General features: G+C 54.0%; 15 protein-coding genes. 13 read left to right on the top strand and 2 right to left on the bottom strand.

Annotated features, from left to right (window positions below):
- The first annotated feature begins 22 nt into the window (after positions 1-22).
- From hflK to MFLA_RS08075, 13 genes are all read left to right on the top strand, one after another.
- Positions 23-1198, top strand: a complete 1176-nt coding sequence (gene hflK, locus MFLA_RS08135) for an FtsH protease activity modulator HflK (RefSeq protein WP_011479809.1) — start codon at positions 23-25, stop codon at positions 1196-1198.
- The gene (gene hflC / locus MFLA_RS08130; RefSeq protein WP_011479808.1) at positions 1198-2082 is read left to right on the top strand and encodes a protease modulator HflC; all 885 of its coding nucleotides are present in this window, start codon (positions 1198-1200) and stop codon (positions 2080-2082) included. The genes hflK and hflC overlap by 1 nt, the downstream gene beginning before the upstream one ends.
- A 15-nt stretch (positions 2083-2097) precedes the next feature.
- On the top strand, positions 2098-2283 hold the full coding sequence (locus tag MFLA_RS08125; RefSeq protein WP_011479807.1) for a DUF2065 domain-containing protein: 186 nt from the start codon (positions 2098-2100) through the stop codon (positions 2281-2283).
- A 22-nt stretch (positions 2284-2305) separates the two neighbouring features.
- The gene (locus MFLA_RS08120; RefSeq protein WP_011479806.1) at positions 2306-3469 is read left to right on the top strand and encodes an ATP phosphoribosyltransferase regulatory subunit; all 1164 of its coding nucleotides are present in this window, start codon (positions 2306-2308) and stop codon (positions 3467-3469) included.
- 21 nt (positions 3470-3490) lie between these two features.
- Positions 3491-4813: an adenylosuccinate synthase gene (locus MFLA_RS08115; protein WP_011479805.1), complete on the top strand. Its 1323-nt coding sequence runs from the start codon at positions 3491-3493 to the stop codon at positions 4811-4813.
- Positions 4814-4820: 7 nt separating this feature from the next.
- On the top strand, positions 4821-5369 hold the full coding sequence (locus MFLA_RS08110; RefSeq protein ID WP_011479804.1) for a flavoprotein: 549 nt from the start codon (positions 4821-4823) through the stop codon (positions 5367-5369).
- Positions 5345-6859 (top strand): DUF6513 domain-containing protein, encoded by a 1515-nt coding sequence (locus MFLA_RS08105; protein WP_229407034.1) that lies wholly within the window; start codon positions 5345-5347, stop codon positions 6857-6859. Before MFLA_RS08110 ends, MFLA_RS08105 begins: the two co-directional genes overlap by 25 nt.
- On the top strand, positions 6856-7431 hold the full coding sequence (locus tag MFLA_RS08100; RefSeq protein WP_011479802.1) for a DUF447 domain-containing protein: 576 nt from the start codon (positions 6856-6858) through the stop codon (positions 7429-7431). Before MFLA_RS08105 ends, MFLA_RS08100 begins: the two co-directional genes overlap by 4 nt.
- Complete coding sequence (locus tag MFLA_RS08095; protein WP_011479801.1) at positions 7428-8138, top strand: (5-formylfuran-3-yl)methyl phosphate synthase; 711 nt, start codon at positions 7428-7430, stop codon at positions 8136-8138. The genes MFLA_RS08100 and MFLA_RS08095 overlap by 4 nt, the downstream gene beginning before the upstream one ends.
- An 81-nt stretch (positions 8139-8219) precedes the next feature.
- Complete coding sequence (locus tag MFLA_RS08090) at positions 8220-9311, top strand: OmpA family protein (RefSeq protein ID WP_011479800.1); 1092 nt, start codon at positions 8220-8222, stop codon at positions 9309-9311.
- A 62-nt stretch (positions 9312-9373) separates the two neighbouring features.
- On the top strand, positions 9374-10741 hold the full coding sequence (locus MFLA_RS08085; protein WP_011479799.1) for a TRZ/ATZ family hydrolase: 1368 nt from the start codon (positions 9374-9376) through the stop codon (positions 10739-10741).
- Positions 10708-11427, top strand: a complete 720-nt coding sequence (gene ubiG, locus MFLA_RS08080) for a bifunctional 2-polyprenyl-6-hydroxyphenol methylase/3-demethylubiquinol 3-O-methyltransferase UbiG (RefSeq protein ID WP_048811637.1) — start codon at positions 10708-10710, stop codon at positions 11425-11427. Before MFLA_RS08085 ends, ubiG begins: the two co-directional genes overlap by 34 nt.
- A 3-nt stretch (positions 11428-11430) precedes the next feature.
- The gene (locus MFLA_RS08075; RefSeq protein ID WP_011479797.1) at positions 11431-12120 is read left to right on the top strand and encodes an HAD family hydrolase; all 690 of its coding nucleotides are present in this window, start codon (positions 11431-11433) and stop codon (positions 12118-12120) included.
- 43 nt (positions 12121-12163) lie between these two features.
- On the opposite strand, the gene recR is transcribed toward MFLA_RS08075, so the two are convergent.
- On the bottom strand, positions 12164-12763 hold the full coding sequence (gene recR / locus MFLA_RS08070) for a recombination mediator RecR (protein ID WP_011479796.1): 600 nt from the start codon (positions 12761-12763) through the stop codon (positions 12164-12166).
- Between the two features lie 15 nt (positions 12764-12778).
- A complete protein-coding gene (locus tag MFLA_RS08065; protein ID WP_011479795.1) occupies positions 12779-13105 on the bottom strand; it encodes a YbaB/EbfC family nucleoid-associated protein in 327 nt (108 codons plus the stop codon).
- Between the last annotated feature and the right edge of the window lie 13 nt (positions 13106-13118).

Here is a 13118-nt window from a genome sequence, read left to right as displayed (position 1 = left end):
TTTGATTTTTTCGGAGTGATGCATGGCTAACGATCCCGGTTGGGGCAATCGTAATAACGATGGTCCGCCCGATTTGGATGAAGTATTCCGACAGTTCAGTCGCAAGTTGAGTGGCTTGTTCGGCAAGGGTGGCGGTACAGGCGGTGAGCCTAATCCCGAAGCAAGGACAATTCCGGTATTGCCTGCCTTGGGCCTTGTTGCCGTCATTTGGTTTGCAACGGGTTTCTATATTGTCGATCAAGGGTCTCGTGGCGTCGTTCTACGCTTCGGTAAGCATGTGGAAACCACTATGCCAGGCCCACGGTGGCACCTGCCATACCCGATAGAAAGTGTGACCGTAGTCAATATGGAGCAGGTGCGCACCATAGAAGTCGGGTATCGTTCTGCCGAAGGTGGTTCTACCCGCGGGCGCGAGCTCAGGGAATCGCTCATGCTGACGGATGATGAAAACATCATTGATCTGCAGTTTGCGGTTCAGTACAACCTGAAGAATGTGGAAGAGACCTTGTTTAATAACCGATTTGCGGAGGAGTCTGTGCGCGGCATCGCCGAAACCGCAATTCGGGAAATCGTAGGCAAGAGCAAGATGGACTTTGCACTATATGAAGGTCGTGAAGAAATTGCTGTGCTGGCCAAGCAATTGATGCAGGAGATCCTGGATAGGTATTCCACAGGCATTAATATTGTCAATGTCACGATGCAGAATGCTCAACCGCCAGAGCAGGTGCAGGCGGCATTTGATGATGCTGTCAAGGCAGGACAGGATCTCGAGCGTCAGAAGAATGAGGGATATGCTTATGCTAATGATGTCATTCCTCGTGCGCGTGGTACGGCATCTCGCTTGCTGGAAGAGGCTGAAGGTTACAAGTTGCGCGTCGAGAATGAGGCCCGCGGTAACGCCAGCCGGTTTGAACAAATCCTGACCCAGTATCAGCGTGCGCCTGAAGTTACGCGTCAGCGCTTATATTTGGACGCGCAAGAACAGATCATGTCCAGCGTCAGTAAGGTCGTGGTTGACCAGAAGGGTAACAACAGCTTGCTGTACCTGCCACTCGACAAGCTATTATCGGCTTCGGGCGCGAATCCGGCGACTGCACCTTCCGTGCAACCGGTCATGCCAAGCAGCTCCTCTGAGCTTGATACCAGTATCCAGCGTTCACGGGATTCATTCCGTAGTCGAGACAGGGAGAGCCGATAATGCGAAATCTTGGAACAGTACTCTTGGGCCTGATTGCCGCCTTGCTACTGCTGAGCTTGTCTGCCTTTAGTGTGGATCAGCGCGAATATGCCTTGGTATTCCGGCTGGGGGAAATTGTCGCAGTGAAAAAAGAGCCCGGGCTTTACTTCAAGGTGCCATTGGTGGATAACGTGCGTTATTTTGACAAACGCATCCTGACGTTGAACTGGGTGGAGCCCGACCGCTTTCTGACCAGTGAAAAGAAAAACGTGCTGGTAGACTCTTTCATCAAGTGGCGCATCATTGATCCAGCCAAATATTACGTCTCCGTCAAGGGTGATGAGTTGCAGGCAGAGCGCCGACTGTCTCAGACGGTCAACGATGGCCTGCGTGCCGAGTTTGGTAAGCGTACCATTCATGAGGTAGTGTCTGGGGAGCGTAGCAAGATCATGGAGATTCTGCGTCAACGTGCAGACCGTGACTCACGCCAGATGGGTATCCAAGTCTTGGACGTGCGATTGCGCCGGGTCGATCTTCCTCAGGAGGTGAGCGAATCTGTCTACCAACGGATGGAAGCCGAGCGTAAGCGTGTTGCCAATGAGCTGCGCTCTAGGGGGGCCGGAGAAGCGGAGAAAATCCGGGCTGATGCTGACAAACAGCGTGAGGTCATCATTGCCGAAGCATTTAGCCAGGCTCAGAAAATCAAGGGCGAAGGGGATGCCAAGGCAGCTGAAATCTATTCCCAGGCGTACAGCAAGAATCCTGAGTTCTATGCGTTCTATCGTAGCCTTGACGCTTACCGCAATAGCTTCAATAGCAAGAGTGACGTCATGGTGTTGGATCCCAGCTCGGACTTTTTCAAATATATGCGTAATTCGGGCCGTGCAGGCAGCACTGGCAAATAGCCGGGAACTTAGATCTTGACATCCAGCTTGCTGCTTGCCTTTGGACTGGTGCTGGTGATCGAGGGCATACTGCCCTTGGTCGCCCCGCAGGCTTGGAGGCAGACGTTTCAGCGCATGGTGGAAATGAAGGATGGACAGTTGCGTTTTGTCGGGCTGGCATCCATGCTGGCTGGCTTGCTTATTGTGCTGTTGCTGCACTAGCCTCTCAACTTCATAGAAAATAATGCGTAACTGGTTACTTCCTGAATACATCGAAGATGTACTCCCGGCAGAGGCTGCCCGCGTCGAGCAATTGCGGCGCAGCCTACTGGATTTGTTCAAGGTGCATGGCTACCTGTATGTGATTCCTCCCATGATGGAGTATATGGAATCATTGACGACTGGTATCGGCCATGATCTGGATATTGCCACTTTCAAGGTGGTTGACCAGTTGACCGGAAAGCTCATGGGTATCCGAGCGGATATCACGCCACAAACAGCCCGTATTGATGCGCACATGCTGAACAATCAGGGAGTGACTCGCCTGTGTTATGCCGGCAGCGTATTGCGCACATCGCCAGACGGTCTTGCGCGCAGCCGCGAGCCCTTGCACGTCGGTGCTGAGCTCTATGGACATGCTGGCGTCGAGAGCGATATTGAAATCCAGCGGCTGATGATCAAGGCCTTGCATACGGTTGGCCTGGATACCTTATATATTGATGTCAGTCATGTCGGCATTTTTGCCAGCCTGCTTGAACATGCCGGGATCGGTGAGGCTCAGGAGCAGGAGCTGTACGCAGCCTTGCAAAGCAAGGATCAGGCGGCGGTACGTGCGCTGGGGCGAGGTTTAAACCCGGATACCTTGGAGGCCCTGTCAAGTCTGACCGAGCTGAGTGGTGATATCAGCGTGCTTGAGCAAGCTGCCAAGCGCTTGCCGCAGACAGAAAAAATCCAGCAGGCGCTGCGTGACCTCAAGGCGGTCGGCGCAGGCTTGGACGATCTTGATGTCAAGGTATGCTTTGACCTCGCAGAGTTGCGTGGCTATCACTATCATAGCGGCATCGTCTTCGCCGCTTACGCGCAAGGATATGCCGGGCCGTTGGCGCGGGGTGGCCGCTACGACGAGGTAGGCGCCATTTTTGGTCGGGCCCGACCAGCGACCGGTTTCAGCCTGGACTTGCGCGGCGTGGTGAGCTCATTGCCCGTCGCTGAGACCGTGGGCGCTATTTTTGCACCGGCTATTGCAGATGATGCGCTAATCTTTGTGGTCGAGAGTTTGCGCGCGCAGGGGCAGGTGGTTATTCAAGATTTGCCGGGGCAGGAGCCCTATCGTGCGGAACTGGGTTGCGATCGCATCTTGGTCCAGCAAAATGGAGAGTGGGTCGTAGTGGCCGCTCCCGAGTTATAAATCTATCTATTGGATCTATTCATGAGTAAGAACGTCGTCGTTATCGGTACCCAATGGGGAGATGAGGGTAAAGGTAAGATCGTAGACTGGTTGACGGACCACGCACAAGGTGTCGTGCGTTTTCAGGGTGGCCACAATGCGGGCCATACCTTGGTCATCGGTCAAGGTGCCTCACAGAAAGAATATAAGCTCAATCTTGTTCCCTCGGGCATTGTACGCGAAGGCGTCAATTGCTATATCGGCAACGGCGTGGTACTTGATGCCAATCATCTCTTGTTCGAAATCGATGGTCTGGAAAAGGCTGGTCTCGAGGTTCGCAACCGCTTGAAGGTCAGCCCAGGCTGCCCATTGATTCTGGAGTATCACGTGCGCTTGGACAAGGCGCGGGAGGCTGCGCGCGAACCTGGCCGCAAGATCGGCACCACAGGCAAGGGGATAGGCCCGACTTATGAAGACAAGGTCGCCCGTCGTGCCTTGCGTGTTTATGACCTGTTCTATCCTGAGCGTTTCGCCGAAAAGCTCAGGGAAGTGCTGGACTACCATAATTTCGTATTGACCAAATACCTCAATGCCGAGGCTGTAGACTATCAACAACAACTGGATGAGGCCTTGTCCAAGGCACCGTTGCTTCAACCGCTGGTGACGGATATCTCGGCTGCACTCTATGAGGCCAACAAGGCTGGGCAGAACCTTTTGTTCGAGGGCGCGCAAGGTACATTGCTCGACGTTGATCATGGCACATATCCTTACGTGACGTCCTCGAATTGCATCTCTGGCCAGGCCGCGGCGGGCACCGGTGTCGGTCCGAGCATGCTTCACTATGTGCTCGGCATTACCAAGGCCTATACTACCCGTGTCGGTGGCGGCCCTTTTCCAAGCGAGTTGGACATCGAGACCGAAGATTCGCCAGGATTCCAAATGTCCGATAAGGGCCGTGAGATCGGTACCGTAACCAAGCGCAAGCGTCGTTGCGGCTGGTTTGATGCTGCCGCTTTACGCCGCTCCGCCCGTATCAACGGCCTGACGGGCTTGTGCATTACCAAGCTTGATGTATTGGATGGCATCAAGGAGCTGAATATCTGTACCGGGTATGAGTTGGACGGCAAGCCTGTCGATTTGTTGCCGGTGGGTGCGGACGATGTGGCGCGTTGCCAACCGGTCTACGAGACATTGCCGGGATGGGATGAGAGCACCTTCGGCATCAGCCGCTGGGAAGACCTGCCGCAAAATGCCCGCAATTATCTCAAGCGCCTGGAGGCGTTGTGCGAAGTCCCTGTGGATATCGTCTCCACAGGCCCTGAGCGCGATGAAACCATCGTCTTGCGTCATCCTTTCGGGGCTTAAGGCAGGCGTGAAAACGGCAGAAAAACCAAAACTGGCTTGGGCAATTACAGGCTCCGGCCATTATCTGCGGGAGTGCTTGGAGATCATTAGCGGCCTGCAAGACGTCGATCTTTTCCTGAGCCGTGCGGCAGCCGAGGTACTTCAGCAGTACGGTTTCAAGCATAGCGTGGCCAAGGTTTTTCAGGACAAGACGGCAAGCGCGGTTCCCGTAGAAATGTTTTATTACGGCAACTATCACAGTGTCGTGATCGCGCCGGCAACCTCCAACACCATTGCCAAGATGGTATATGGAATTTCTGACACGCTCGTGACCAACGTATATGCACAGGCGGGAAAATGCGGTGTGCCAAGTATCGTGTTTGCATGTGATACCGCTCCCGAGCTGGAATCGGAAGCTCCTCGCGACAATGTGGTCAAGGTGTTTCCGCGTCGTATTGACCTGGATAACATCGCAAGGCTCCAGACCTATGAGGACACCACGGTGGTCAATGATATGCAGCAATTGCAAGCGGCAATTCAAGCTAGGCTCGCATGTCTGAAAACATCTTATTCCTGACCGGGAAGCTTGCAGAAAAAAGCCTGCATAAGGTGCTTGAGGATATGCAGCCTACCGAGTTCAACTACCGCATCGCTCAGCTCGGTGTCTCTGTGGCTGCTTTGTTGACCCCACAACTGATCATGCGGCGCCTGCCTGATGCAGGGGATGCTGACCGTATCATTGTTCCGGGGCTCTGTAAGGGTGATTTGGGGCTACTTGAGGAGAAATATGGCGTTCCCGTCGTCCGGGGGCCCGACGACCTCAAGGATTTACCACAGTTTTTTGGCAGAGGAGGGCGCGAGGTGGATTTGTCCAAATTCGACGTCAAGATTTTTGCCGAGATTGTCGAAGCGCCTCAGCTGACTGTGGATGGCGTGGTGGCGCGTGCGCAGGAGTTCCGCCGCCAAGGGGCTGATGTGATTGACCTGGGCTGCCTGCCCAACACGCCTTTCCCTCACCTAAAGGACGCTATTGATGCGCTGAAGCAGGAAGGCTTCAAGGTAAGCGTGGACTCGTTGAACACCGATGACTTGTTGCTAGCGGGTAAAGCCGGTGCAGATTACCTGTTGAGCCTGACAGAAAAAACCCTGTGGATTGCTGATGAGGTAGACGCTACGCCCATCCTGATTCCGACCACGCCAACCAATCCCAGATCACTTTACCGTGCCATAGAGGTGATGCTGAAGCGCGGTAAGCCATTTATTGCGGATGCTATCCTGGATCCGATCCCGTTTGGATTCACTGACTCTATCGTGCGTTACCAGCGCTTAAGGAAACGCTACCCGGAAATAGACATCATGATGGGGGTGGGCAACCTGACTGAGCTGACGGATGCGGATACTACCGGCATCAATGCGATATTGTTCGGTATCATCACCGAGCTCGGGATCAATGCCGTGCTGGCAACGTCCGTCAGCTCACATGCCGTATATGCAGTGGCTGAGGCGGATGTCGCGCGGCGCATGATGTATGCAGCCCGAGAAGAAAAACGTCTGCCCAGGGATTACAGTGACGGCCTGTTAGGTTTGCATGATAAGCGCCCCTTCACCTATACGCCTGAGGAGGTGCAGGAGCTCGCCTCCCAGATCAAGGATCCGAGTTTTCGCATTATTACCAGCAAGCATGGCATGCATATCTTCAACCGGGATGGACTGTACTGCGATACTGATCCTTTCAGGCTTTATCCCTATCTCAATGTAGATCAAGACGGCTCGCATGCTTTTTATCTTGGCGTGGAGCTGGCGCGTGCGCAGATTGCGTGGCAGTTGAAGAAGCGCTACAGCCAGGACGAGGAGCTGGAATGGGGCTGCGCCACCTTGGCAAAGAACCCGGGCGGCAGAGTGGGGCATCGGGATGCCGCCTTGAAAGAGAAAAGGGAGAGGCGGGGTGAGCAAGGCAGTGAATCAACGGCTTGCGGACCTCGCAGGATCGAAGAGGCCATGCAGGAGTCGACGGCCGATGAGGTGAGTTGCGGGCCTCGCAGAACAAGGAAAGTGCCTGGCACATGATTTATGAAAGCATACTGACCTCGCTCAGCTGTAAAGGGGAAGCCCATATCGCCCCATTTGGAGTGAGGGAGCACAATGGACTCGTATTGATCGCGCCATTCAGGCCTTCGGTGACATTGGACAACCTGCTTTCGACACGACAAGCCGTCCTGAATTTTACCGATGATGTCCGGCCTTTTGCCGGTGGGGTGACCGGGCGCCATGATTGGCCACTCACCAATGCTTGCAAGATCAATGGTGTGGTGCTGGCATCTGCCCTGACGCATCAGGAGCTGGAGCTGGTAGAAGTCAAGGACGACCAGACGCGTCCTGAGCTCTATTGCCGCATTGTCCATGAAGAAATTCATGCTGCATTTCGCGGATTCAACCGCGCACAAGCCGCGGTGATTGAGCTTGCGGTGCTGGTAAGCCGCCTGCACATGCTACCGATTGAAAAGATCGAGACTGAAATCAATTATTTGAGAATTGCGGTAGAGAAAACAGCTGGAGAGCGTGAGTTGGAAGCCTGGCAGTGGCTGATCGACAAGGTAGAGAATCATAAGGCTGCAATGACGGGAGATAACCAGGCATGAGCAAGTTGCTGATCAGCGTAACCTCAGTGGAAGAAGCCTTGCTGGCTTTGGAGGGGGGGGCTGACATTATTGACATGAAAAATCCCTCCCAAGGGGCGCTAGGGGCCTTACCCCTATCAGTCGTCAGTGAAGCAGTGATAGCTGTTGGCGGCCGCAGGATAACCAGTGCAACGACTGGCGATTTGCCGATGTCGCCTACGCTGATTTGCCATGCTGTCATGCAGATGGCGGCCACAGGTGTCGATATTATTAAAATAGGTTTTTTTGGCAATGAACAGGAAAATATTGCCTGCATTCATGCTGTGCAGCCGCTGATTGCCAGGCATAACCTGGCAGTCGTCGCAGTATTGATGGCAGATCTCTCACCTCAATTTAGCTTGCTGCCTTTGTTGCGCGAGGCAGGTTTCTGGGGTGTCATGCTGGATACTGCCAATAAAGATGGCCGAAGTCTGCTTGCACATTTGGACATGGAGAGCCTGGCGATTTTCCTGCGAATGGCCGAAGGGATGCAGACAGGCCTGGCAGGTTCTCTCAATATGGAAAATATTGAAAATATAGTTAAAATGAAACCTTCCTATATTGGTGTACGTGGTGCAGTTTGCATGGGGTTTGACCGTGTTGCAAAACTGTGTAAAGACAAAGTGTCTGCGCTTAACAGGTTGTTGTATAATTGCAACAAGTCGGTCGAAAGTGCCGATCTAGCTTGATTTCCCCGGCTACACCCATTGCGTGGCTTTTATGCATTGAGTATAGTCAAGTCGTCCGTTAGTCATCAGGAGTTAAATCGAATGAAAAAAAATCTGATTGGTTTTGCAGTTGCTAGCGCATTTGCGTTTGCGGCATCGACAGCGAGTGCTGCTGAGGTCGCATATGACGGTGCTTGGTATGCTTTGCCAGGTGTCAATGTCATGCATGCAGATAGTGACTTGGAGGCTGAACCTCGTAGCGTTGGGGGCTTCCTGAAGTTTGGCAAAGAAATCAGCGAGCATTGGGATGTACAAATCGGTCTGAGTCATAACAGCGCTGACAGTGACCTGCAGGGTGTGAGTGGCAAGTATCGTCAAACATTGTTTGGCGTGGATGCCCTTTACTTCTTTAGCCGCGACAAGTTCCGTCCTTTCCTCTTGGCAGGGGTGGGTGCAGGCCGTAACAACGTAGATTACACTAGTGATGTAACTGGTGCTGACCTGGGCGACAAGAAGACTTCTTGGATGGCTAACGTTGGATTTGGTGCACAATATCTCTTCAACGAAAACTTTGGTCTGCAGGCTGACCTGCGCCAAGTCTGGAGCCGTGCTGAATATGCTGGTTCCAGTGGCATTATCGATACCCATACCATCAGCAATACCTATTTGAACCTTGGTGCCATTTTCCGTTTTGGCGCGCCTAAGCCAGCACCGGTAGTCGAGCCAACGCCTGAGCCAGTTGCAGTGGCTCCAGAGCCAGAACCAGTTGTTGAGCCAGCTCCAGCTCCCGTAGGTCCTGCAGAGCCAGCGTTCGAGAAAGTGACATTGTCTTCTGAAGTGCTCTTCGGCTTCGACAAGGACAACCTGAAGGAAGAAGGCAAGGCAAAACTGAATGCCGACGTTGTTGAAAAAATGAAGGCACATCCCGAAGTTGAGCTGGTACTGATCACGGGTCATACCGACCGCATCGGTGACGAAACCTACAACCAGAAGTTGTCTGAGCGTCGTGCCAATACTGTCAAGCAATACCTGATTTCTCAAGGTATCGAGGAAAGCCGTCTGCATGCAGTTGGCAAGGGTGAGTCCGAGCCTGTTGTCGAATGCGCTGGCGTACGCGGCAAGAAGGCAATTGAGTGCTTGCAGCCTAACCGTCGTGTTGTGGTTGAGATTGAAGTACAGCGCGCTAGCGAATAATCTAGCTTGAGCGTTGAAAAAGCCCCGCACTGCGGGGCTTTTTTATATATAGTCACCCTTCCATGAATCAGAACTCGAAACACCATTCTTCCAATTCACTTGCTTTGCATGCCTTGGAGGCGCGCTGGTTGGTGCCAGGGCTTCCTTTGGGTGCAGTCCTGGAGCAGCATAGCGTGATTGTCGAGGAAAAAAGGATCCTGGATATCCTACCGACGCAGCAGGCCAGGCAACGCTATCCCCTGGCGCAGACAGTTGTACTGGACAATCATGTATTAATACCTGGGCTGATCAACCTGCATACGCATGCAGCGATGAGCCTGATGCGAGGGCTGGCGGACGACCTGCCTTTGATGCAGTGGTTGCAACAACATATCTGGCCAGCAGAGAAACGCTTTGTTTCGGAGCGTTTTGTGCGCCAGGGCACCTTACTCGGATGTGCTGAAATGCTGGCTGGAGGGACAACCTACTTCAACGATATGTATTTTTTCCCAAATGCGGTGGCAGAAGCCGCAGTTCAGGCAGGTATGCGTGCGAATATCGGTTTGGTGGTCATGGAATTTGCCACAGCCTATGCGCATGATGCAGAGGACTATCTACAGAAGGGCTTGCAGGCAAGAGACGAGTGGAGGGATAGTGCACTACTGAGCGCCAGCCTGGCACCTCATGCTCCTTATACAGTCGGCAACAGCACCTTTGAGAATATTGTCACTTATGCAGAGCAGCTGGGTTTGAATATTCATACGCACTTGCATGAGACGCGTACTGAGATTGAAGACAGTATCAAACAATATGGAGTAAGGCCGCTGCAACGCCTCGAGTCACTTGGCGTGCTGGGCCCCAACTTCGTGGCAGCGCACGGGGTTCACTTGAGCAAAGCCGAGATGGCCTTGTTATCCGCCCATGGCTGCCATATCGCACATTGCCCGGCATCGAATCTCAAGCTGGCCAGCGGTATTGCACCGGTAGATGCGCTGTTGAAAGCAGGGACAAATGTCGCGATCGGTACTGATGGGGCCGCCAGTAATAATCGTCAGGATATGTTTGCAGAAATGCGCCTGGCTGCCTTGCTGAGCAAAGGAAGCAGTGGTGACGCAGCCAGTGTACCGGCTGCCGAGGCCCTGGCGATGGCGACAATCAATGCAGCGAAGGCATTGGGAAAAGAGTCCGAACTAGGCTCGCTGGAGCCAGGGAAATATGCCGATATGACAGCGGTTAGCCTGGCCGCAGCCGAGTTGCAGCCTTGTTTCAATGTCATTTCTCATCTGGTATACAGTGCCGGGCGGGAGCATGTAAGTCATGTGTGGGTGGCCGGGGAATTGAAATATCAGAAGTTGCAAGGGCAGGCCGGCGTCTATGCCAATATCGAACCTGCGGAATTAAAGGAGATCAGTACCGAATGGCAGACCAAACTGAGTCAGTATCTGGCGTGAACGTAGACCAGGCAGAGTTGCAGAAATTTGCCGAGCTTGCCCATAAGTGGTGGGACAAGAACAGCGAATTCAAGCCGTTGCATGAAATCAACCCGTTGCGCCTCAACTACATAGACGAGCATGCAGGCTTGGCAGGTAAGCGCGTACTGGATGTCGGTTGCGGCGGCGGCATCCTGTCCGAGTCCATGAGCGAGCGCGGTGCCGAGGTGACAGGGATAGACCTGGGGGAAAAGGCGCTCAAGGTGGCGAAGCTGCATCAATATGAGAGCAGTGCCAAAGTCGATTATCGACTGATCTCGGTCGAGGAACTGGCTCAGGAGTCGCCAGAAAGCTTTGACATCGTCACCTGCATGGAGATGCTGGAACATGTGCCAGATCCGGCTGCTATCGTGCGTGCCTGTGCCCGGCTGACAAAGCCCGGTGGCAAGGTATTTTTTTCCACCATCAATCGCAACCCCAAGGCATACCTTTTTGCCGTGCTGGGAGCCGAGTACGTGCTCAACCTATTGCCGCGCGGCACCCATGAATATGAGAAGTTTATCAAGCCTTCCGAGTTGGCAGGCTGGGCGCGCGCGGCAGGCCTGGACGTCATCGCATCAAAGGGTATGGGATATAACCCGTTGACCAAGCGCTATAAGCTGAACAATGACGTCTCCGTTAATTACATATTACAGACGGTCAAGTAAGCCATGGGAAATCTTGTTTTGTTCGATCTCGATGGTACCTTGGTCGATACGGCGCCCGACCTTGGGCTGGCGCTCAACTTGCAGCGCAAGCGGCACGGGCTGCCTTTCCTGGATCAGGATATCATCCGTCCCTATGCATCGCATGGCTCCAAGGGGTTATTGGCTATCGGGTTCAATATCACACCGGAGGATGCAAATTTTGCTGCCATGCGTGACGAGTATCTGGCACTGTATGAAGAGGTCTATACCCGCACTCCCATGTTGTTCGAGGGCATGGAAACATTGTTGCAAAGGATGGAGTCTGCAGGCCTTCGTTGGGGCATCGTCACGAACAAGCCCAGGCGTTTTTCTGCCCCTTTGCTGGCGGCATTGAAGCTTGAACAGCGGATGGCTTGCCTGGTGTGCGCGGATGACGTGCCGCGTGCCAAGCCGCACCCAGACTCTTTATTGGCGGCTTGTGAGCAGGCCGGTGTACTGCCAGAGGTATGTATTTATATTGGGGATGCACAACGAGATATTGCAGCCGGGATTGCAGCCGGCATGCCTACAGTCGCGGCGCTCTATGGATACCTTGACCAGGCAGACCGCCCACTCGAATGGGGCGCGGATTATGTCGTACATGAGGTAGCCGAGATAGAAACCTGCCTGGTTGCCTGGCAGCAGCGCTTGGCTGATCGCTGTGAAGAACATTAAGGCTAGCGCCCCCATCCATCCCGCCGCCCGGATCACTCATTGATCAGCGTACGTGGCGGCGCTCCAGAAGGGCCTGGGCGAGGGTGCCGCTATCCACATGCTCGATCTCTCCTCCCATGGGCAGGCCTCGCGCAATGCGGCTGACCTGGATACCTCGGGCGCGTAATAGTTCGCTGACGTAATGCGCAGTTGCTTCGCCTTCCACGGTGTAGTTCGTGGCTAGGATGACTTCTTCCACTTTGCCATCCTGGGCACGCTTGAGCAGCTTATCCAGGTGGATGTCTCGAGGACCGATGCCGTCCAACGGTGATAGCCTGCCCATGAGGACAAAATACATGCCCTGGTAGGTTTGGGTTTGTTCCAGCATCATGAGGTCGCTGGGCATTTCCACAATGCAGAGCAATGTACGGTCTCGAGCCGGAGAGGCGCAAAGTGGGCAAATCTCCTGCTCGCTGAAGTTGTTGCACAGGTTGCAATGGCTGACTACTTGCAAAGCCTGGTCCAGCGACTTGGCAAGTATGCCAGCGCCCTTGCGGTCGCGCTGCAACAAGTAGTAAGCCATGCGAAGGGCGGATTTTGGCCCTACGCCCGGCAGACAGCGTAAGGCTTCGACCAGTTGTTCCAGGGCAGGAGGGTTACGCATGCCGGCTGAGGTAAATCAGAATGGCAGTTTCATGCCAGGGGGGATTGGCAGGCCCGCCGTCAGGCTGCTCATCCGTTCCTGGGAGGTAGCCTCGGCCTTGCGCGCCGCGTCATTGAAGGCTGCCGCAATCATGTCCTCCAATAGCTCTTTGTCATCTCCCAGTACACTGTCGTCGATGCTGACACGGCGCACTTCATGGCGGCAGGTCATGGTGATCTTGACCATGCCCGAGGCTGCTTGGCCTTCGACTTCAATCTTGCCCAATTCTTCCTGGGCGCGCTTCATGTTTTCCTGCATTTGCTGGGCCTGCTTCATGAGGTTGCCCAAGCCGCCTTTCATCATGTCTGTATCCTCC

It is taken from the genome of Methylobacillus flagellatus KT (genome assembly GCF_000013705.1).
Taxonomy (GTDB): Bacteria; Pseudomonadota; Gammaproteobacteria; order Burkholderiales; family Methylophilaceae; genus Methylobacillus; species Methylobacillus flagellatus.
Note: the sequence above shows the minus strand (reverse complement) of the source record. Positions and strands in the feature narration are given on the sequence as shown.